At 42.6% G+C, this 21466-nt stretch carries 24 protein-coding genes; 11 read left to right on the top strand and 13 right to left on the bottom strand.

The features are described 5' to 3' along the window. Positions 1-124: 124 nt before the first annotated feature. Positions 125-2317 carry a catalase/peroxidase HPI gene (gene katG / locus F986_RS04505; RefSeq protein WP_004692564.1) on the top strand — a complete coding sequence of 731 codons (2193 nt, stop codon included), beginning with the start codon at positions 125-127 and terminating at the stop codon, positions 2315-2317. A gap of 119 nt (positions 2318-2436) precedes the next feature. Here katG and F986_RS04500 read toward each other — a convergent pair whose 3' ends face one another. The 4 genes from F986_RS04500 to F986_RS04485 form a co-directional block, all read right to left on the bottom strand. After that, entirely contained in the window at positions 2437-2838 is a 402-nt protein-coding gene (locus F986_RS04500; protein WP_335343051.1) for an NF045616 family extracytoplasmic (lipo)protein, read from the bottom strand. Continuing rightward, on the bottom strand, positions 2835-3533 hold the full coding sequence (locus F986_RS04495; protein WP_004692561.1) for a hypothetical protein: 699 nt from the start codon (positions 3531-3533) through the stop codon (positions 2835-2837). The genes F986_RS04500 and F986_RS04495 overlap by 4 nt, the downstream gene beginning before the upstream one ends. Next, a complete protein-coding gene (locus F986_RS04490) occupies positions 3523-4047 on the bottom strand; it encodes a PAAR domain-containing protein (protein WP_004692559.1) in 525 nt (174 codons plus the stop codon). The genes F986_RS04495 and F986_RS04490 overlap by 11 nt, the downstream gene beginning before the upstream one ends. A gap of 194 nt (positions 4048-4241) precedes the next feature. Further along, entirely contained in the window at positions 4242-4862 is a 621-nt protein-coding gene (locus tag F986_RS04485; protein WP_004692557.1) for a TetR/AcrR family transcriptional regulator, read from the bottom strand. A gap of 78 nt (positions 4863-4940) precedes the next feature. On the opposite strand from F986_RS04485, the gene F986_RS04480 reads away from it, so the two are divergent. Next, positions 4941-6593: an acyl-CoA dehydrogenase family protein gene (locus F986_RS04480; protein ID WP_004692556.1), complete on the top strand. Its 1653-nt coding sequence runs from the start codon at positions 4941-4943 to the stop codon at positions 6591-6593. Positions 6594-6599: 6 nt separating this feature from the next. On the opposite strand, the gene F986_RS04475 is transcribed toward F986_RS04480, so the two are convergent. Then, positions 6600-7736 carry a DUF389 domain-containing protein gene (locus F986_RS04475; protein ID WP_004692555.1) on the bottom strand — a complete coding sequence of 379 codons (1137 nt, stop codon included), beginning with the start codon at positions 7734-7736 and terminating at the stop codon, positions 6600-6602. A gap of 282 nt (positions 7737-8018) precedes the next feature. Then, entirely contained in the window at positions 8019-8471 is a 453-nt protein-coding gene (locus F986_RS04470; RefSeq protein ID WP_004692552.1) for an Lrp/AsnC family transcriptional regulator, read from the bottom strand. 150 nt (positions 8472-8621) lie between these two features. On the opposite strand from F986_RS04470, the gene F986_RS04465 reads away from it, so the two are divergent. Both F986_RS04465 and F986_RS04460 read left to right on the top strand, forming a co-directional pair. Continuing rightward, entirely contained in the window at positions 8622-9236 is a 615-nt protein-coding gene (locus F986_RS04465; RefSeq protein ID WP_004692551.1) for a LysE family translocator, read from the top strand. A gap of 189 nt (positions 9237-9425) precedes the next feature. Continuing rightward, positions 9426-9614, top strand: a complete 189-nt coding sequence (locus F986_RS04460) for a DUF7230 family protein (protein WP_004649914.1) — start codon at positions 9426-9428, stop codon at positions 9612-9614. A 6-nt stretch (positions 9615-9620) separates the two neighbouring features. On the opposite strand, the gene ptsP is transcribed toward F986_RS04460, so the two are convergent. Together ptsP and F986_RS04450 are read right to left on the bottom strand one after the other, a co-directional pair. Continuing rightward, positions 9621-11918: a phosphoenolpyruvate--protein phosphotransferase gene (gene ptsP / locus F986_RS04455; protein ID WP_004692549.1), complete on the bottom strand. Its 2298-nt coding sequence runs from the start codon at positions 11916-11918 to the stop codon at positions 9621-9623. Between the two features lie 81 nt (positions 11919-11999). Then, positions 12000-12482: an RNA pyrophosphohydrolase gene (locus tag F986_RS04450; RefSeq protein WP_004692547.1), complete on the bottom strand. Its 483-nt coding sequence runs from the start codon at positions 12480-12482 to the stop codon at positions 12000-12002. Between the two features lie 182 nt (positions 12483-12664). Here F986_RS04450 and F986_RS04445 point away from each other — a divergent pair, with 182 nt between their 5' ends. The 3 genes from F986_RS04445 to F986_RS04435 all read left to right on the top strand — a co-directional run bounded on the left by F986_RS04445 (position 12665) and on the right by F986_RS04435 (position 14351). Then, positions 12665-13315, top strand: coding sequence for an HAD family hydrolase (locus F986_RS04445; RefSeq protein WP_004692545.1), 651 nt, complete (start codon positions 12665-12667; stop codon positions 13313-13315). A 213-nt stretch (positions 13316-13528) separates the two neighbouring features. Beyond that, positions 13529-13774: a DUF2789 family protein gene (locus F986_RS04440; RefSeq protein ID WP_004692544.1), complete on the top strand. Its 246-nt coding sequence runs from the start codon at positions 13529-13531 to the stop codon at positions 13772-13774. A gap of 70 nt (positions 13775-13844) precedes the next feature. After that, positions 13845-14351 (top strand): DUF2628 domain-containing protein, encoded by a 507-nt coding sequence (locus F986_RS04435; protein ID WP_004692543.1) that lies wholly within the window; start codon positions 13845-13847, stop codon positions 14349-14351. Positions 14352-14407: 56 nt separating this feature from the next. Here the strand turns inward: F986_RS04435 and F986_RS04430 are convergent, their stop codons facing one another. After that, entirely contained in the window at positions 14408-15265 is an 858-nt protein-coding gene (locus F986_RS04430; protein ID WP_004692542.1) for a LysR family transcriptional regulator, read from the bottom strand. A gap of 159 nt (positions 15266-15424) precedes the next feature. Continuing rightward, positions 15425-15661 carry a DUF2061 domain-containing protein gene (locus F986_RS04425; RefSeq protein ID WP_004692541.1) on the bottom strand — a complete coding sequence of 79 codons (237 nt, stop codon included), beginning with the start codon at positions 15659-15661 and terminating at the stop codon, positions 15425-15427. A 498-nt stretch (positions 15662-16159) separates the two neighbouring features. On the opposite strand from F986_RS04425, the gene leuC reads away from it, so the two are divergent. The 4 genes from leuC to leuB all read left to right on the top strand — a co-directional run bounded on the left by leuC (position 16160) and on the right by leuB (position 20042). After that, complete coding sequence (leuC, locus tag F986_RS04420) at positions 16160-17593, top strand: 3-isopropylmalate dehydratase large subunit (RefSeq protein ID WP_004692540.1); 1434 nt, start codon at positions 16160-16162, stop codon at positions 17591-17593. A 21-nt stretch (positions 17594-17614) separates the two neighbouring features. Further along, positions 17615-18265: a 3-isopropylmalate dehydratase small subunit gene (gene leuD / locus F986_RS04415; RefSeq protein ID WP_004692538.1), complete on the top strand. Its 651-nt coding sequence runs from the start codon at positions 17615-17617 to the stop codon at positions 18263-18265. 99 nt (positions 18266-18364) lie between these two features. Then, positions 18365-18925 (top strand): hypothetical protein, encoded by a 561-nt coding sequence (locus F986_RS04410; protein ID WP_004692537.1) that lies wholly within the window; start codon positions 18365-18367, stop codon positions 18923-18925. Between the two features lie 37 nt (positions 18926-18962). Further along, positions 18963-20042, top strand: a complete 1080-nt coding sequence (gene leuB / locus F986_RS04405) for a 3-isopropylmalate dehydrogenase (RefSeq protein WP_004692535.1) — start codon at positions 18963-18965, stop codon at positions 20040-20042. Between the two features lie 53 nt (positions 20043-20095). On the opposite strand, the gene F986_RS04400 is transcribed toward leuB, so the two are convergent. The 3 genes from F986_RS04400 to infA form a co-directional block, all read right to left on the bottom strand. Continuing rightward, positions 20096-20452 (bottom strand): hypothetical protein, encoded by a 357-nt coding sequence (locus F986_RS04400; protein ID WP_227555143.1) that lies wholly within the window; start codon positions 20450-20452, stop codon positions 20096-20098. A gap of 372 nt (positions 20453-20824) precedes the next feature. Then, positions 20825-21031 (bottom strand): hypothetical protein, encoded by a 207-nt coding sequence (locus F986_RS04395; RefSeq protein WP_004692531.1) that lies wholly within the window; start codon positions 21029-21031, stop codon positions 20825-20827. Between the two features lie 142 nt (positions 21032-21173). Next, the gene (infA, locus tag F986_RS04390) at positions 21174-21395 is read right to left on the bottom strand and encodes a translation initiation factor IF-1 (protein WP_004692529.1); all 222 of its coding nucleotides are present in this window, start codon (positions 21393-21395) and stop codon (positions 21174-21176) included. Between the last annotated feature and the right edge of the window lie 71 nt (positions 21396-21466).

The following is a 21466-nucleotide window of genomic DNA, read 5'->3' as shown; positions in this document are numbered from 1 at the left end:
CCGATTATTTTTATTCGTAAAACTCGCTTTAGATTGTCATCAAAAGAGGCTATGTTAGAACAGTAATAATTACTTTAAACGGTTCATGATAATCATAATTTGATGATCAAATTTGGAGCTCGACATGACACAGAATATGCAAGCATCAGGCTGTCCATTTCACCAGAAAGATGGTGGACAAACGAGTTTAGCCAGCACCAATAATTCTGATTGGTGGCCGAATGCGCTCAATCTCGACATCCTGTCGCAACATGATAAAAAAACCAACCCGATGGATCCTGATTTTGACTATGCAGCTGCATTCAAATCATTGGATTTAGAAGCGGTGAAACAAGATCTCCGTGAACTCATCAACAGCAGCCAAGAATGGTGGCCATCTGACTATGGTAGTTACATTGGAATGTTTGTACGTACCGCATGGCACTTGGCGGGTTCTTACCGTAAACAAGATGGACGTGGCGGCGCTAACACAGGGAACCAACGTTTTGCACCCCTCAACAGTTGGCCTGATAACGTCAACACCGATAAAGGCCGTCGCCTACTATGGCCAATCAAACGTAAATATGGCAACAAAATTTCATGGGGCGATTTAATCGTTCTTGCTGGGACTGTAGCTTATGAAGAAGCGGGTCTGAAAACCTTTGGCTTTGGTGGTGGTCGTCTAGATATTTGGGCACCCGAAAAAGACATTTACTGGGGTGAAGAGCGTCAATGGCTGGCACCAACGGCAAACCGTTATGCCAATGACCAAGACCGTAAATCGCTTGAAAATCCATTAGCTGCGGTACAAATGGGCTTAATTTACGTCAATCCAGAAGGGGTTGATGGCGTCCAAGATCCCCTTCGTACTGCACAAGACATGCGTGTCACTTTTGACCGTATGGGAATGAATGATGAAGAAACCGTTGCACTCACTGCGGGTGGTCACACCGTAGGGAAAGCGCACGGGAATGGTAAAGCTCAAAACTTAGGGGCAGATGTCGAAAGCGCTGACGTAGAGTTTCAAGGTCTCGGTTGGCATAACTCTGAAGGTACAGGCAATGGCGCGAACACCATGGTCAGTGGTTTAGAAGGGGCTTGGACCACACACCCGACCAAATGGGATAACGAATTTTTCTATCTACTGTTCACTTATGAATGGGAAAAAACGACCAGTCCAGCGGGTGCGAAACAATGGGAACCGATTAACATCAAAGAGGAAGACAAACCTGTTGATGCACATAACCCGAATGTACGCCGCAACCCAATGATGACCGATGCTGATATGGCGCTGAAAATGGACCCTGAATACCGCAAAATTTCAGAGCGTTTTTATGCAGATCCAGCTTACTTGTCTGAAGTGTTTGCGCGTGCTTGGTACAAGCTCACTCACCGTGACATGGGACCAAAATCCCGCTACTTAGGTGCAGATGTACCGAATGATGATCTGATTTGGCAAGACCCAATTCCATCGGTCGATTATGTTTTGTCTGAAGCTGAAATTGAAGACTTAAAAGCGAAGTTGCTAAATAGCGGTTTAACTTCGGTTGAATTGATTAATACTGCTTGGGATAGTGCGCGGACTTTCCGTGGTTCCGACTACCGTGGTGGCGCCAATGGGGCGCGTATTCGTCTTGCACCACAAAAAGACTGGGTGGGCAATGAGCCTGAGCGTTTAGCCAAAGTTTTGGCGAAGCTTGAAGAAATTCAGGCGAGTCTGGCGAAAAAAGTCAGCATTGCAGACTTGATTGTATTGGGCGGTACGGCAGCTGTTGAAAAAGCGGCGCATGCTGCGGGTGTGAATATCAAAGTGCCATTTACAGCAGGGCGAGGCGATGCGACTCAAGAGCAAACAGATGTGTATTCTTTTGAGGATTTACTCCCTAAGCATGATGGTTTCCGTAATTGGGTCAAAGAAGATTACAGCATACAACCTGAAGAAATGTTGTTAGACCGTGCACAATTACTCGGTTTAACTGCACCAGAAATGACGGTTTTAGTCGGTGGTATGCGTGTGCTTGGTACTAACTATGCTGGGACAGCAGAAGGTGTGTTGACGGCTCGCGTGGGGGTATTGAGCAATGACTTCTTTGTGAACTTAACGGATATGAAATATAACTGGAAACCCGTGGGTAAAAACCGTTATGAAATTGTAGACCGTGCGACAGGGGCAACCCAATGGACGGCGACACGTGCCGACTTAGTTTTTGGTTCGAACTCGATTTTACGTTCATATGCAGAAGTTTATGCGCAAGATGACAACAAAGAGAAGTTTGTAAAAGACTTTGTTGCAGCTTGGGTGAAAGTAATGAATGCTGACCGTTTTGACGTCAAGTAGTTTAATTGAAATAAAAAACCGTCCTTTAGGACGGTTTTTTAGATTGCAATATATTGATATTATTAAATTTTGTATGGCGTGAATTATGTTAATTTTAAAGTGGATTAATGCGATAGGAGTTATTCACATGTGCTTTTTCCAGCCTCTACCTGTTTAATACTAATACCGCTGTTATTTTCTAAAATACAAATTTGAGAGTTAAATGACTTATTAATAGTGCTTAAAGTAATTGTATAAGCTAAATTTTTTTCTAACTTATCTAATGGGATAGCTATACAATTTTTTTCACTAATAGGTAAGTCTGTTTTTGAGTAAGATTTTTCATATTCACTTTGATATTCTTTAGAAAAGTCAATTTTTGCAAAATGAACTAGAAAATTATCTTTTCCATAATCTTTAGATTCATTCGTGAAAAGACATAAATTATCATTAATAATTTTTGTATTAAGATCTCGACTCTGCTGATTACAACCTATAAGCACCATTGCTACAAAACTATATATTATTTTTTTCATAATCACGATTTCGGTAATAAATTTTTATTTGAGGGGTTAAGTAAAAAATCTCTTAATATTTTCTCAACATAGCCTAATAATTGTAAACTTTTTTGATGATGATCCCGTTTGGGATTAACTTTTTGTAAATAACAAGCATCAAACCAAAACTCAATAATTCTACCTTGTTGTTCAAAGTTAAAATCTTGAAATTTTTTATTTAAATCTCGACCTCCTAAGTCCGTGTCATAGGCTTCTAACTCATTGTCCGAGTCAACAGAATTGACCTCCGAAGTATATCCTCCTTTACATAATTGTTTTATCCCAAGCCAACCAGTTGATGTCCCCATTTGATATTGCCAAACATGTACCATTTCATGAATAAACCAATGACGGTTTTCACCTGTAGCTTTGCTATAGTCAGGTGTTTTTAAGTAATCATCTTTCGGTAAATAGATTTCCCCAGCAGGCGTCATGGCATTACCTGTTTTTGTATGTATTAAGCCACCTAAATGTATCCAGACCTTAGAGTAATCAATTGCATCTTTAAAAATCAGGCGAGACATAGCTATTTCACCAGAAGTTAACTGTCTTTTACTTCCGACTTTAATAATAGTAGCAGCTTGATTTTTCATCTCTGCATCTATTTTTTGTAATTTAGAAGTTATACTCTTTAAAACAGTATTTTTAGGATTTCCTCTGCCTGTTACTCTATTCGCCATGTTCATGATCCTCTAAAATTATTCTTATTTCTAGTTCTTCTTCTGTTTCACTAGTAATAAAATGAGTAAACCCTTCTTTATCCGTTTTACCGTGGAAAGTTTCACCATTCATGTATATTTCATAACATACATTAGCTAAAGGTTCTCCTGTTAACTCATCCTGTAGTACAAATTTTTGTCCGTATTTAAAATTAGGTTCAGCTACAAAACTATTAGTATTATTAGATACAATTTTTGGACTACTAGCCCCACTACTCATCACAGCTAAATCAGAAATTTTTAAATATTTTGATCCACAACTAGAGGTATCACCAACAGCAACAATGCTTTTTCCACCCACGATCATAAAACCTTGATTAGAAGCTATTGCACGTGATTGAACTTTACATTTAGGGCAAAAATGAGTCATACCATCAAGATGTACTGCCTTACCTTCGACTAAAAAAGATGAGTCACCTAAAACAATGATTCCACCATGATCTGTTTTACAACCTACTGTGATTAATGCTTTCATTTATTTTTTATAATTTTTTAACGATATTGTTATTAAACCATAAGAATTAAATGATACAAAATTCCAAGGAATACCCTGAAATATTGATTCCATTTTAGATTATAGGGCTTACACGATCCTAATTTTAATATTGTTATATATATCAATTATTTAAAACTTAAATGTAAGCGCGAAAATGAATAGAACGCCTATTTTTATTCAAACTTAAGTTTTCCTAAACTTTGAACAATATCCTTTTCAAGTTCCTTCCACTCCTCAAACTCAGGCTCAACCAGCAAAGTCTGCGACACAAAGCCATAACACACTCGTTGCATATTTAAAGCCATATGCTTGAGCTGTTCATCATCTTGTATAGACGGCTCTAAAATGCTGCGCCACATTTGTACCATCATGGCATAGCTTTTACGGTAACTTTCAATATTTGAAATCTGCCGTTCCAGCAAAAAAGTCTGTGCCCAAAGAAACTGTCGAGCCTGAATCTGCTCAAGCTGAAAGTGAATAATCTGTTGTAAATAGCCCTCAAAACTCAATTTTGTGGATAACTCCATCAGGCTTTGTGCATAACTTTTTAGCTGCTCCGCATTAGTTTTCACATGCTGATGAATGGTCAATGCAACCAAATCTTCCTTCTTGGAAAAGTACTCATAAAAAGTACCTAAACCGACTCCGGCCACATCGGTAATTTCCCGAATGGTAATTTCGTGCGCATGGCGCTCATGCAAAAGCCGAACAAAACTTTCTTGCAAAGCCTCTTGGGTGAGTTTAGCTCTGGATTGGCGTGGCCTACGGCGGACTTGGATCTCAGGATTCTTCATAGCACAAAGCTGAACATGGCAGACTCAATTTTTCTCTATACTGAAATGAAAAGTACAGCATAACAAGAGCAAAGTGACATGAATACCGCATGGATGACCCATCAAATCAGTAATCAGTTCGATGAACTGGAAAATTACAACTTGTTTGAAACCGATACCGTTTTAAAAGAAATCCTGACTCGTTATGGCAGTCAGGATCAGGCAAGACTCACAGAGATGGGAAAAGCCGTTGGTTCAGCGGAATATTATGATTATGCCGAGCTCGCCAATAGGCATACGCCCATATTACATGCCTTTGATGCCCGTGGACGCCGTAAAGACTCTATCGAGTTTCATCCCGCATGGCATCAATGGATGGGATTAAATCGTCAGTTCGATACCCACGCACATCCGTTTAATCAGCCCAATTCACCCTCAAAATGGGTCGAATGGGCAGCGCGTTTTTATTTGGCAGGGCAGGTGGAGTGTGGGAATTTGTGCCCAAATTCGATGACCTTAGGCAGTATTCCACTGATTCAACGCGAACCTGAACTGTGGGCTAAAATCGGCGATAAGTTACTTTCGACAGAATACGATGAACGTGATGTACCGATTAGCCAGAAAAAATCGATTTGGCTAGGCATGGGCATGACTGAAAAGCAAGGTGGTTCAGATGTCCGTGCCAATGAAACCATTGCTGTACCAGTCGCTGAGTCGGGACGCGGTCAAGCCTATTTGCTCACAGGGCATAAATGGTTTTTCTCTGCACCGATGTGTGATGCGCATTTGGTGGTGGCAAAGACGGAACAAGATGGTTTGGCCTGTTTCTTTGTACCGCGCTGGCTGGAGGATGGCACCAAGAATCCGATCCATATCCAACGGCTAAAAGACAAAGTAGGCAATCGTAGTAACTCCAGCTCGGAAGTCGAATTTAAAGAGGCGTGGGGCATCATGATTGGGGAAGCTGGACGCGGTATTCCCACCATCATTGAAATGGCGAACTATACCCGTTTGACCTGTTCGGTGGGCAGTACTGCCATGCTTAGACAAGCCTTGGTGCAATGCATTGCCTATACCCATCAGCGTAAAGCCTTTGGTAAGCATTTGGCTGAACAACCACTGATGCGCGCTGTATTGGCAGATTTAGCCTTAGAAACGGAAGCAGCAACGCAACTCAGTTTTCATTTGGCACACTGCTATGAAACGGATGATGCACAGTCCGTGGCCTGGAGGCGCATTATGACCCCAGCATCAAAATTTTGGATATGTAAACGTGCGGTTGAGCTGACAGGGGAAATGATGGAGGTTTTTGGCGGCAATGGCTATGTCGACAACGGCATCATGGCGCGTATTTTTAAAGAAGCGCCAGTCAATACCATTTGGGAAGGCTCAGGCAATGTCATGTGTTTGGATGTGCTGCGTGCTATCAGCCGTGATGTAGAGTCGATTGAAATCCTGTTTCAAGATTTGGCCACCGCGGCTATGCAAGATGAACAGTTGAAACAAGAGCTGCAAAATCTATTTCAGTTGTTCCAGCAGACACCTGATGAACTACAATTTATGGGGCGCAGCTTGGTTAGTCGTTTAGTGATTTTGGCACAAGCAGTCCTGCTAAAACGGCATGCACCAAACTATGTGGCTGATGGCTTTATTCAAAGCCGTTATAGTCCATTTCATGGTCGTGTTGTCGGGATGCTTGAGATGAAACAACCCGACGTAGAACGACTGCTGCATAGAGCATTTGCAGCTTAAAGCTCATTATTGTACTGAAAGCTTCTGCGCTTCATCTTGTTCGAGTTTGACGTTGGGGCTGTCTTCAGCCTGAATAATATCAATCGGAATAAAGCGGACTTGAACAATGCTTGAGTTATCGTTCAAGTCTGGCAATAGCTTTTGATTGAGTGCTGCAATTTGCACTGGGCTAGGCGGAATATCTCCATGGATAGAGACACGGACTAAAGTGAAACCCTCTTTTTTATCGTATTGGATGGTATCAATAATATTATTATCGTGATTTAACGCCGTACTGATGATATTTTCATTGCCGCTCTCATACAGGCGAGCATGGAGCATAGAATAAAAGTTAAAGGAGAGATAAATCCCTAAAAATGCCAAGAACATTAGGCTAACAGCATTACGTTTGAGAAACTCTTTGACATTACTCTGCACTTCTTCGGTGGAACCCCGTCTAAAGCCTGCAATCCACAGGACTAAAGATGAGCTAATCTGAATGGCGAATATGTTGGTCACTGCCAGTAAAAATGCATTGGCTGAGTTTTTCCATTCCATATGCGCGAATAAAATCCCGCTGGCCACCAAGGGCGGAACTAAGGCCGTCGCAACGGCGACACCCACCACGGCCACAGATAGGCGAGGGGATACTGAGGCAAAAGCACCTGCGGCCCCCCCTGCTAAAGCGATCATCAAATCCAAAATGGTTGGCTGCGTGCGCGATAAAATTTCATTGGTCATAGGTAGGTCATAGTTCACCAGCCCTAAAATGATCCCAATGCTATAAATCATTGCAACGCCAAGTAACAAGGTCGACAACGCGGTTTTAAACAGCAGCCATCGGTTATCAATTAAAGCCAAGGCAATGCCTGAAATCGGCCCCAGCATCATGGCAACCAACATCGCGCCAATCACCACCGCAGCAGAGTTGGACAGCAGTCCATAGCCTGCAATAACGGCAGCCAAGGCATTCATAATAAAAAAGGTTTTGCTTGGCAGTGCATCCGCTTGGATGTTTAATCGGACTTTTTGGTGGTCAATTTTTTTGGAGTTTTCGCGCAAGGCCTGCTTATAACGAATTTTTTCTTTTAGAAACTCATACTTTTCTTGGTCTGGCGTATCTTTGACCACAATGGTTGCATCTTTGTCTTTTCCGAGTGGCATGGCGATGCTCTTATTTTGTCTGTGATTAAGATTTAATCTAGCGCTTTTATCAAGGGAAGCAAACAAAAAAATGGTGAGAAATAATATGATTCACGCTTCAATTTAAAATATGTTCTAGCCACTTTCTTTTTATTGAAGCGAGGCTTCTCGATTTTGTTGAACATCATTCATTAACAAGGACTTTTTAGCACCGAGCAGGACAGATTTTCTTGAAATCGCGAGGCCATTCAGAAAAAGACAGATCAATTACAGGTATTTAGCTGACCCTAGAGCATATTCTTGTTAGAACAAGACGCTACGATTGGAAATAATATTTTTCATCACCATGGTAGAGATGAGACGTTGCACATTTGGCAGTGCTGACAAGTGCTCATCATAGAGTTTTTGATAACTTTCTAAGTCATAGGTCACGACATGCAGCAAATAGTCGGGGTCACCAAAAAGTCGCTGCGCTTTCACAATTTGAGGAACCTTAAGAATCGCGTCTTCAAGACTTTGTACCGAATCTTTATCGCCATTTTTGAGCGTCACAAAAACAATGGTGGAGAAATTCAAGCCAAGCTGGGAGATATCCAACTGTGCGCGATAGCCTTTGATAATACCCGCATCTTCTAAAGCTTTGACTCTGCGGTGACAGGGAGAGAGGCTAAGCCCTACCTTATGCGCCAACTCCGTAACAGATAAACGACCATCAGCTTGTAGTTCAGCAAGAATCTTCTTATCAATTTTATCCATGTGGAAGAATCTCCCCTTTTTAGGCGTTATTGCACAAATATTTGAAAGCACATTTTAGAGCCTAAAGGATATCCTTTCAAAATTATTTGATACAGATCATGTTTTGATTGGATTAAACCCCAAAACGGTGATGGATAAGAGAGGAAAGGGATGTCATTGAATATTTTGATTGCATTTTGGGGTGTTTCGATCCTGTTTGTGATGACACCAGGTATCGATTGGGCTTATGCCATTTCGTCGGGGATACAGGGCAAAAGAGTTTTGTCTGCAGTGACCGGTTTATTAACAGGGCATTTGATGGCGGCACTGATTGTTGCTGCGGGTGTGGGCACATTGGTGACCAGTCAGCCCGTATTGCTTCAAGTGCTCACGGGTGTTGGGGCTGTTTATTTGCTGTGGATGGGGCTGAGCCTATCGATGCGTCCTGCAAGTATTAGCAGTGATCAGGTTGTCATTGCATCTTCAAAGTCATGGTACATTCGAGGCGTTTATTTAAGTGGCTTAAATCCAAAAGTCCTGCTGCTATTTTTAGCTTTATTGCCGCCCTTTATCGACCCGCAAGCGGCTTTGTCACCCACCTCTCAAATTGTTTTATTGGCGGGGATTCACCTCATGAGTTGTGCGGTCGTTTATTTCTTGGTTGGATTTAGTGCGCAAAAAGTTTTGGGCACACGTCCGCAGGCAGCTAGAGTGGTCAGTCGAGTGTCAGGGGCATTGATGATGTTGATGGCGATGATTTTATTGTTAGAACAGTTTTATGTCTAAGCGATATTTTAAGCATATGGATCAAAGGCAGTGCAAAATAAAGCATTGCTTTGACCTGAAACTGAATTGAAAAATAGCGCATGAGTTGGGGGACATAGGCCTAGCCAAAATCGCTTGTAATACGTTCAAAAAGGCGTAAAATTTCTACTGCATCATAAGCGAGATGATCACATCAATAAGGTGAAAAAAATGGCAAAGAAGAAAGCTGAGCCAAAAGTTGTGATTCACAACTTCGTGGCTAAACACATGCATGAAGTCAACCAAAGCCAAGTCTTTGTAGACCGAAAGAAAAATGCAAAACGAGGCTATGACAAGCACAAAAAAGGGAGGTATTCAGATGATTATCTCCCTTTTTTAATGCCTCTTCTTTGGGTTTAAAGACCTTTAAGCCGTCACAATACGTGTTGCGGATTTGACCATATCGGCCAAACCATGGGTTTTAAAATAATATTCCATCTGACTTTTCACAATGAGTGGATTACTCATTTTCAAGGCACGCTCTAACAATTCGACCGCATCTGGCATTGGGACATGACAAATGGCTTTGCGTACGCGCAGAATGTTGCTTGAGCTCATTGATAGGGTATTGAAGCCCATTGCCATCAGTAAGATCGCAGACAAAGGATCGCCCGCCATTTCCCCACAAATACTGACTGGTTTGTTGTACTTATGACACTCTTTGACTAAGCGGGTGAGTGCACGTAAAACCGCAGGGTGGAAATGTGAATAGACATTGGCAACCCGTGGATTATTACGGTCAACGGCCAGTAAGTATTGTGTCAAGTCGTTTGAACCCACCGAGAAAAAGTCAACCAACTCGGCAAATTCTTCAATCTGCAATAAGACACTTGGTACTTCGACCATGATCCCGATTTTCGGCTTGGTGATTTTAACCTGTTCTTCTTCTTGTACCGCGACCCAGTCACGCTCCAGTAAATACAACGCTTCTTCTACTTCGCTGACACTGGTTACCATCGGCAGTAAAATATGTAGGTTGTTGAGACCAATACTGGCTTTGAGCATGGCACGAATTTGTGAAGAAAAAATTTCAGGATGGTCAAGCGTAAAGCGAATGCCACGCCAGCCCAGCGCTGAGTTTTCTTCCTCAATTGAAAAATAAGGCAAGTCTTTATCGGCACCGATATCGAGGGTACGCATCACCACAGGTTTGTTGGCGAAGTGACTCAACTGTTGACGATAAATCGCACGCTGTTCTTCTTCACCTGGAAAGCGATCACGTAGCATGAACGGAATTTCAGAGCGATATAGACCAACGCCTTTGGCACCGCGTTGTACACCACGGACTACATCAATCATCAAGCCAGTATTGACGAACAGTTTGACTGCGACACCATCAGGGGTGATGGCATCTTTGGTTTCATACTGTTTTAAATCTTTGGCAATCAGGTCTTCTTCTTTTTGAATTTCTTTATAGCGACTACGTAAACGGCGAGGTGGATTAATAAACACACGCCCTTGGTGCGCATCGACGATCATTTCCACATCATCGAGGGTATTAATTGGCAGTTCAGTGACACCAACCACGGTTGGAATACCGAGTGCGCGCGCCACAATCACCATATGCGAGTTCATGGCGCCTTCGGTAGTGACGATGGCTGCAATTTTATCGACTGGCAGTTCAACCAAGGCTGCGGTTGAGATTTCTTCTCCAATCAGAATACTTTCATCAGTAAGTTCACGGTGGCTGGAGTCGGCTTCTTGCAAATAGGCCAAAATCCGTCGTCCGAGATCTTTTAAGTCAGCGGCACGTTCACGGAGATAGTCATCTTCCATCTGTTCAAACAGATCAATATGATTATCGATGACGATACGCACTGCACCTTGTGCCCAGTTCCCATCACGAATTTGTTCTTTAATTTCTGCTGGCAGCGCATTTTCATCCAACATACGTAAGAACACGCTAAACAGTGCACGCTCTTCCGCCATGAGGGCATCTTGCATTTTGTCATCAAGCGATTTGATTTCATCACGTACTGAGGTGAGGGCACGATCTAGCAGCTCTAATTCTTCACTGATGTCATCGGCTTCACGGTCAGGGACAGCGGCCAAATCCGCAGGGGGATAGAGAATGACGGCACGGCCTAAGGCAATCCCGCCTGAACCAGGTACCCCTTGGAAGGTTTTGTAGGCAGGTAAATTACTCGGTTTACGAAATACATCGATATTGCCCACTGCATGCGCATGCGCAATGACCCCTGAAAGCTGAGCGCAGAGCGTGACGAGGAAAGATTCCGCAGCTTCACTAAAGTCTTGCGACTCTTTGTTTTGCACCACGAGCACGCCCATCACTTTACGGCGGTACATGACTGGTACACCGAGGAACGAGTTATAAATTTCCTCACCTGTTTCAGGTAAGTACATAAAACGTTCATGTTTCGGTGCATTGTCAAGGTTGACGATTTCTTCACGTTGTCCCACCAGACCGACCAAGCCTTCACTGGTATGCAGTGAAACATGGCCGACCGAATCGGGGTTCAAACCTTTCGATGCCATCAATAAATAACGTTGATTGCGTTCGTCTAGTAAATAGATGGAACAAACGTCAACATGCATGGCTTCCGCCACATGGTTGACCATAATGTCGAGTGATTCATGCAAACTGGTGGACGCATTGATTTCTTGTACAATGCGTCGAAGGGTATCCAGTTGCATATTCGACATCGCGTCTACTCCAAAAATAATGTGCGTCCAACTTATTTATAACAAGAGATCCTTAAAAAATCTGTAGGACGTCTAGATTTTTTAAGGCTTTTTTTGAGGGAGCTGATTGCACAGCTCCACCATCGCTTTGCGGTATACATCGCGTTTAAAATTTACAACTTGTCCCAGCGGGTACCAATAACTGACCCACTGCCATTGGTCAAACTCAGGCGGATCAGACAAATTCAAACGAATGTTCTGAGCGGGAGCAGTGAGTTTGAGTAAAAACCACTTTTGTTTTTGTCCAATACATACGGGATCGGAATCTGTACGAATGTATCGGTGCGGCAAACGATAACGCAGCCAACCTTTAGTTTGCGCTACAATTTGGACGTGTTCGGGCAGTAAGCCAACTTCTTCTCTCAGCTCACGATAAAGTGCCTGTTCAGGGGTTTCTCCATATTGGATACCTCCTTGTGGAAATTGCCAAGCATTGTGTCCAATGCGTTTTGCCCATAAAACTTGTCCAAACTCGTTTGCCAAAATGATCCCGACATTGGGTCGGAAACCTTCCGAATCGATCATTTGGCTACCTAAATATTGTGTAATTTATGACTTTGCGATCGGGGATTTTTATTTCTGTATCCAACTCGAAAAAAGCAAAGTTTAAAAATGTTAAAATTGCTATGATCTTAACGAATTTCTATCGACTAGCGGAGATAGATTTACAAATTTTTTCTTAAATTTCAGTTTTTACGAGTATTTTCATGAAATTGGCGCTATTTGATCTCGATCACACCTTGTTAAACACCGATTCAGATCATTCTTGGGGAGAGTTTTTGGTGAATGAAGGCTTGGTCGACCCAGTTCGCCATCGCGCCATGAACGATAAATTTTATGAAGACTACAAAGCAGGGCAGCTCGACCCGATTGCCTATAATGAATTTGTGTTTGAATTTTTGACTCAACATGACAATGCCTACCTCACTGAACTGCATGAGCTGTTCATGCACAAAGTGATTCGCCCGCAAATGCGTCCTGAAGGTTTTGCAGCCATTGAAAAACACCGCGATGCTGGGCATGCTTTGGTCGGCATTACTGCAACCTCTGATTTTATTACGGCACCGATTTTCCGTGAGTTTGGGATTAGTGAAATTATTGCGACCAATGCTGAAGTGGTTGAGGGTAAATACACAGGCAAAGTGATCAATACACCATGCTATCAAAAAGGCAAATTGACGCGTTTAGATCAATGGCTTGCAGGGCGTGATGTCAGCGAGTCTTGGGCTTATTCGGATTCCATCAATGATCGCTTTTTACTTGAATATGCTGACCATGCCATTGCCGTCAATCCAGATGACCGCCTAGAAGCATTGGCTAAAGAGCAGGCATGGGAAATTCAAGACTGGTCGATTTAAGTATCTGTCGTTCGATATTGAAAAGGCTGCTTTCGTGCAGTCTTTTTTCTTTGAAAGTCATTGAGTCCGTAAAAATGGAAAGAGATCACAGCGATAATAAAATATCGGGCTATAGGTGGGCTGATCTTGGAAAATTAACTAAATATGCTATGTTGAATCTTAGCTAAAGCTATTTTGACTATGAAAAATTAGAACATCATCGTGGAGAAAAATATGAGTGTACGACCAAGAATGACCCATCTGTTTGAGCAACTCGGTTTAGACGCGAGTGAAGAGGCCATCGCCTTGTTTATTGTAACGCATCAGCTCAACGCACAAACCACGATTGTTGACGCAGAGTATTGGACTGAAGGGCAACGTCAGTTTTTGGCAGAAAAAATTAAATCGGATGGTGAATGGGCGATTATTGTAGATCAGCTGAATGAATCCCTGCATGAAGATTCACTCATCCAAAAATAAGTAGAACTCAAAGAGGCTGAGCGTCGAAGCTTTGCCTCTGTTTATAAAAATAAGATAAAAGTAGAAATTTATGTCTCTCGATCATCAAGCTTTTCCTGACTCTACGTCTTTAGAACATGTCGCTTCAGTTAATCAACTAGAACAAGATCGAGCCCTGTTTGTCGGTGCGAAATATGCGTCTTACTATCAAGCTCAATTTGAAAAAATCACACCAAAGAAACAATATGCAGGCTTTAATATTGCCGCCTTTTTATTAGGTGTGGTCTGGTTATTTTATCGAAAAATGTACAGTTATGGCTTTATGGCCATTGGTTTGATTGTGGTCATAGGAATGGTTGAAATACTTTTGGGGATTGAAAGTTCTGGTGCAAATATTGGCTTGGCCGTAGCCTTTGGAATGTTTGGGAATACCTTGTACAAGCATCATGTCGATCAGCAGATTGCCAAAGTTCGCCAATTTGGAAATAGCAACGTCAATACGGAATTAGAAAATCGTGGGGGTACAAATATCGTAGCAGGTTCGATCTTGCTGGTGATTTGGCTTGGGCTGGTTGCATTGGCTATAAGTGCTTCTTAATTCGCTCGCGCAAAATAAAAAATCATCCTTGTGGATGGTTTTTTATTTTGCAAAGCTTAGTTCATCATTGCAATCAGCTCTTGCACCGCACGAGATTGGGTTCTGCCCGGATGCCAAACCATACCGAGTTGACGGTTCATTTCGAACTTCACATTCAACTGCTGTAGGTCTTGGTTAATCATCGTTTTTGGAAGCACTGACCAACCCAGTCCAATCGATGCCAACATACGAATCGATTCGAGTGGATTATTACTCATGGTGATTTTAGGTTTCAGCCCTTGTTTTTCAAACTCTGCCAAGGTGATTTGGCTGGTATAGGTTTGTGATGCAGGCAATAAACTTGGGTATTGAATCAGGTCTTCGAGTTGTAGGTTTTGCATTTGTGCTAGCGGATGAAACGGCGCTGCTACAAAAACTAAAGGATCTTCCCAAATGGTGACGTACTGCAAACGTTCATCGAGTTTGGGTGGAAGCGTCAAAAAAGCCAATTCTAAGTCGCCAGCCAGTACTTTTTCATGCGCTTGCTCGGAGTCGACAAAGTGTACATCTAAGGTGACATTTGGAAAGCTTTGCACATAGCTACGCAAATGGCTCGGCAAGTGATGCAAACCAATATGGTGACTGGTGCCAATTTTGAGTTTGCCTTGGACCATGCCTTGTTCATGACTCAAGGTATGGTGAATGTCACCCAGTTCATTGAGCCAGTTTTTAACTTTAGGCAGCAGTGAATGCGCGGCATGTGTGGCTTGTACACCACGACCCGCAGACTCAAACAGTTTCACACCAAAATATTCTTCTAAACTATGAATACGTTTGGTTACAGCAGGTTGCGTAATGAAGAGCTGATCTGCGGCTAAAGAAATAGAGCCGGTTTCCATGACTTTTACAAAAGCTTCGAAGGCTGCAAGATTCATAAGGATAATCTAGTTATGAAAGTATAATTAAATTATAAAATAATTTTATATGAATTGCGATCTTTAAAATGAACGGGAGCTTATTGGATCTGGACTGAAATAAAAAAAGATCACTTGATGTGATCTTTTGAGAGTTGAGAGGGTGCTTGATATACAGGCTTAAGCGGGAATATTTTCTTCGGTGGTACGGTTCTTTTTCTCCCAAATACGTTCATGGAAAAAGAATGCAAAGGCTTGCACGGTTGGTTCTAATAAGCTGAGTGTGACCGCCATCCATAAGTTACCTGTGACAAAATAAGCCACAATCATGGCCACGGTAATGTGCATGATGTAATAGCTTAGGGTTTTTTTGAATATGCGCTGATTGTTCGCTACAAATTTCTGAATGTTCGCCATGATAAATACCCTCTCAATAATGCCTTTCATTTGTAAATAGTAATTATTATCATTAGTAAAGTCAAAATGAAATTTTGATTGCTCGTGATTGGGTTTTTGAATGAAAGGCTACGCAGTGATTTTTTGGGATGTTTGACTTGAGAAAACAAACTTCTGTAGATTTTACTCTTTAGTCTATGCATAGGTCGCTGTCTTATTGTTCACATCAATGAAGCGAGCCTTAAAAAGTATTGGTCTAACTAGGGAAGATAAACCTTGCATGGCTGAGCAGGGAAATATACTGCGAGGCCTACAATAGGTTGATAAATAGGCTATAACGCTTGAATTAAAACCAACGGTGAGGGCTTGTAATCAAAGGGATTGAAACAAAGAGGTATGAATTTAAAATAATTCCAAAAAGTTTTTAAATTAATAAAAATGATAAATTAGATTTATGTGAAATCGTCGCTATAATCGATTTTAATGAAAGAATTACCCAGTCCAGTGGAGTCAATCGACATGGCAGGCGAAAACCAACAAGCAAAAACATTGTATGACAAATTGTGGGATGACCACTTAGTAAAACAACGCGACGATGGCTCGGCTTTACTCTATATCGACCGTCATTTATTACATGAAGTGACTTCTCCGCAAGCCTTTGAAGGTTTACAACTTGCGGGTCGTAAACCATGGCGTTTAAGTGCGAATGTAGCAACTCCCGATCATAACGTTCCAACATCGACCAAAGAGCGTTCAGAGGGAATAGCAGGTATTGAAGATGATACTTCACGTATCCAAGTTCAAACCTTAGACGACAACTGTAAAACCTTTAATGTGGTGCAGTTCGACATTAATGATGTCCGTCAAGGTATTGCTCACGTGGTCGGGCCTGAGCAAGGTTTGACTTTACCGGGTATGACTGTGGTCTGTGGAGACTCTCATACGGCAACACATGGTGCATTCGGCTGTTTGGCGCACGGGATTGGTACATCTGAAGTGGAGCATGTATTGGCAACCCAGTGCTTGGTTCAAAAGAAGATGAAAAACATGTTGGTACGTGTTGATGGTCAATTGGGTCATGGTGTAACACCGAAAGATGTAGTTTTAGCCATCATCGGTAAAATTGGTACTGCGGGTGGTACAGGTCACGCGATCGAGTTTGGTGGTCAAGTGTTCCGTGATATGTCGATCGAAGGTCGTATGACGGTGTGTAATATGGCGATTGAAGGCGGCGCACGTGTGGGTATGGTCGCTGTCGATGACAAAACCATTGCCTATGTCAAAGACCGTCCATATGCACCACAGGGCGCACAGTGGGATGCAGCAGTGGCTTACTGGAACACTTTACATTCGGACGCAGACGCACATTTTGACACCGTGGTGGTGTTGCAAGGTGAAGAGATTGAGCCGCAAGTGTCTTGGGGCACATCGCCTGAAATGGTGATTCCAGTTTCTCAAGCGGTACCGACTTTAGAACAAGCCAAAGATGAAGTGCAACGCAATGATTGGACGCGTGCTTATAACTACATGGGTTTAACCGCAGGTCAGGCGTTGGCAGATATTCAGTTAGACCGTGTCTTTATTGGTTCATGTACCAACTCGCGCATTGAAGATATTCGTGCCGCAGCTGAAGTGGCTAAAGGCAAAAAAGTGGCAAGTACCATTAAACAAGCCATGGTGGTTCCAGGGTCTGGTTTAGTCAAAGCGCAAGCAGAAGCTGAAGGCTTAGACAAAGTTTTGATTGAAGCGGGCTTTGAATGGCGTGAGCCAGGTTGTTCAATGTGTTTAGCCATGAATGCAGACAAATTACAACCCGGTGAGCACTGTGCATCGACCTCTAACCGTAACTTCGAAGGTCGTCAGGGCAATGGTGGGCGTACGCATTTGGTGAGTCCAGCAATGGCAGCCGCAGCAGCGATTGCAGGTCACTTTGTCGATGTGCGTTCATTTTAATTCGGGCTTGGGAGCATAGACATGAAAAAATATACTGTTGAACAGGGTATCGTTGCACCTTTAGACCGTGCCAATGTCGATACAGACTTGATCATTCCAAAACAGTTTTTGAAATCCATTAAACGCACGGGTTTTGGTGAAAACTTATTTGATGAATTACGTTATTTAGATGAAGGTTTTTTGGGACAAGATAATTCAAAACGTCCTAAGAACCCTGATTTTGCATTGAATCAGCCACGTTACCAAGGTGCGAGCATCTTAATTTCTCGTGCGAACTTTGGTTGTGGTTCAAGCCGCGAACATGCGCCATGGGCATTGGAAGAATATGGTTTCCGTACTGTGATTGCGCCCAGCTATGCCGACATTTTCTTCAATAATAGTTTCAAAAATGGCATGTTACCTGTGATTTTGTCTGAAGAAATTGTTGATCAACTTTTCAAAGAATGTGCAGCAACAGAAGGCTATCAGCTGACGATTGATTTGGATGCGCAAGAAGTGCGTACACCATCGGGTGAAGCCTTCACATTTGAAGTCGATCCGTTTCGTAAGCACTGTTTGTTAAATGGTTTGGATGATATCGGTTTAACTTTACAGGTTGCAGATGACATCAAAGCCTATGAAGAAAAGACCAAAGCATCACGTCCGTGGGTGTTTGCTGAAATTCATGCTTAATTGAAAATTCGATGCATCTAGTGCTTGGGTCCATCTCTTGTTAATATCGAGCAAAAGAATTTTAAACGTTTTGCTACTGGTAAAGGTTGGGCTTGAACAATGTTGACGAGTTACAGTCGTATCGCTCTACTGGCTTTGGTGGGAACATTAACTGCCTGCCAAAGCATGAATACGGCAAGCATAAAGCGGATTCAGGATACCCCAGCGAGTAAAAATAATGCGCAGCTTTACTGTACTGGTACGGTGAACTGCGAATTTGAGCGATGGAATCAGATCAAAATTGTGGATGCAGACAATCATCGTGTCAGCCGTGAGGCCATTCGAGAGAAGGTCGTGCGTCTAAAACGAGATGATTTGAATGAAGCGAATGCCTTGTTTCTGTCAGTGCCAGCGGGGCAACATGAACTGGTGATTCGCTTCTATCCCGTTTCGGTCGATCGCGCTGAAACGCTGCATGTCATTCATCGTTTTAAGCCTGCGGAACGCTACACCTTTAGGATGTTCCGTGCGCGCAGTCGACATCAGGGAAGTTTGTTGAATATGTCTGCACCTGACCCTTTATGTGTCGATTTAAAGCAAAACCAAAGAACAATTCGTCGTTTTTGCAAACCTTACAATGTCTTAAATGGCTTGGGCGAGTTTGTAGAACAAAAACTTTAATCGTGTGAGTCAGAACTCACCAACAATGGAATATTTCATGTCTAAACATATTTTGATTTTGGCTGGTGACGGCATTGGTCCTGAAATTGTAAAAGCCGCAGAGCAGGTACTTACACGAGTCAATGATCAATTCAATTTAGGTTTAACGTGGGAACAGGGCCTACTCGGTGGGGCTGCCATTGATGCACACGGTTCACCTTATCCAGATGTGACCGCAGTACAAGCCAAAAATGCAGACGCGATTTTACTTGGTGCGGTGGGTGGTCCGAAGTGGGACAACATTGAGCGTTCGATTCGTCCAGAGCGTGGTTTGTTAAAAATTCGTAGTGAATTAAACTTATTCGCGAACTTACGTCCAGCTATTTTGTATCCGCAATTGGCAGATGCATCAAGCTTAAAGCCTGAAATTGTAGCGGGTCTTGATATTCTCATCGTTCGTGAATTAACTGGCGGGATTTACTTCGGTCAGCCACGGGGTATTCGTGAACTTGAGAATGGTGAAAAACAAGGTTTTAACACCGACGTTTATGCTGAGTCTGAAATTAAGCGTATTGCGAAAGTGGCTTTTGAAATGGCCAGTTTACGTGGTGGTAAAGTTTGTTCTGTTGATAAAGCCAACGTCCTTGAAGTGACTGAACTGTGGAAGCAAACCGTAACGGCAATGAAAGAAGCTGACTATCCAAACATTAACTTATCGCATATGTATGTCGATAATGCTGCAATGCAGTTGGTGCGTGCGCCTAAACAGTTTGACGTGATTGTGACAGGTAACTTATTTGGTGACATCTTGTCTGATGAAGCCGCGATGTTGACAGGTTCAATTGGGATGTTGCCATCAGCATCCTTAGATGAAAATGCGAAAGGGATGTATGAGCCATGTCATGGTTCGGCACCCGATATCGCAGGACAAAATATTGCCAATCCATTAGCCACTATTCTTTCGGTGGCGATGATGTTGCGTTATACCTTCCGTGAAGAAGCTGCTGCTCAAGCGATTGAAGATGCAGTAGGCAATGTCCTAGATCAAGGCTTACGTACCGCTGATATCATGTCTGAAGGCATGAGCAAAGTGGGTACTGCGGAAATGGGGCAGGCGGTTGTGGCTGCACTGAACTAAGCCAAAACAATTTGAAAACGCAGCTATTCGCTGCGTTTTTTTATGCCCAAAATTTAATAACCTTTACAGGCTTTACCTCGATATTGAATTGATTGCGCAATATTATCTTTTAACAAGAAGTGGACTTGGCACTCTAACTGAACATCATAAAATGGGGTATGTGTGGGAATAGGAATTGCGCCGACACTGCTGTCGCTACGCATAGTGGGCATAGGGGTTGGAATTTGAATCCGCCTGACAATGGTGTAACTCAGTTGGTTTGGTGTTTGAATCGGCGCACCTAAAGTTTCATAACCGAGTTGACGTAAGTCGAGTTCGCGCCGAATGCTCGATACATCTTGGCCGATATAATGTTCTAAATAGTCGGGGAGCGCAATTTTAGCGGGTGAAACGACGGTCTGGTGTTGCATTGGAGAGCTGCTGCAAGCTTGAAGCAGTAGAAAGCAGATGGAACTAAAAAAACTGACAATAAAGGGCTTCATGATCATCCCCTAAGCAGAGAAAGACCCTTTTAGTATTGTATATCTGAACGTTCGTTTGAGTATGTTTCGAGTAATTTGAGATAAACGGTATGTAGGTGACTCAACATAACGCAGCCGCTAACACGCTTTGCCGATGTAGTGAATAGATTCCACAAGATCATCATGCAGTCTGAACTCAATGTTGCATTTCATTTCAATATTCAGGCTACCGCTGGAAGGTGTCGGAATGGGCATACCCATACTGACACTGGTTCCAAGATTGGGGGTTACCATCGGAATAGGCATATTACGTAACAGAGTTTAGGTCAGTTTCTCTGGGGTATATACAGGAGCACCGAGCACTTTATAGCCCATGCTATTGAGGTTGAGTTGATTTTGAACTTGATGTGACGATTGTCCGATATAGTGTTGTAAGGTTTGCTTGAGCTGCGTTTGGCTTGTTGTGGCACAAGCAACACATAGCATTGGGAACAGTAAAATAGCGAGCTTCGTTGAAGTCGTCTTCATTATTGTTTTGGCGTATTAGGTTGTTATCTCATTTAATTATAGTTTGATTTTTGCTTGGAATATAGTTGATTCATAACGTTTTAGTCTAAGCGCAGACATTAAAAAAGCCACTTAAAAAGTGGCTTTTTCGCTTCGCTAAAACTTAGCGCGCACGATAAGTGATACGACCCTTAGACAAATCATAAGGTGTCATTTCTACTTTAACACTGTCGCCAGTCAAAATACGAATATAGTGTTTACGCATTTTACCAGAGATGTGAGCAATCACTTCATGACCGTTTTCTAAACGTACACGAAACATAGTATTAGGAAGCGTCTCGGTGACAACGCCTTCGAACTCGATGAGTTCCTCTTTATTGGCCATAGCCTACCTGAATGAATAAATTGGAAAGGCGCAAATTATAGTCAATTTTTTTGCATAAAACAAGACGGAAT

The organism is Acinetobacter johnsonii CIP 64.6, from assembly GCF_000368045.1.
GTDB classification, from domain to species: Bacteria; Pseudomonadota; Gammaproteobacteria; order Pseudomonadales; family Moraxellaceae; genus Acinetobacter; species Acinetobacter johnsonii.
Note: the sequence above shows the minus strand (reverse complement) of the source record. Positions and strands in the feature narration are given on the sequence as shown.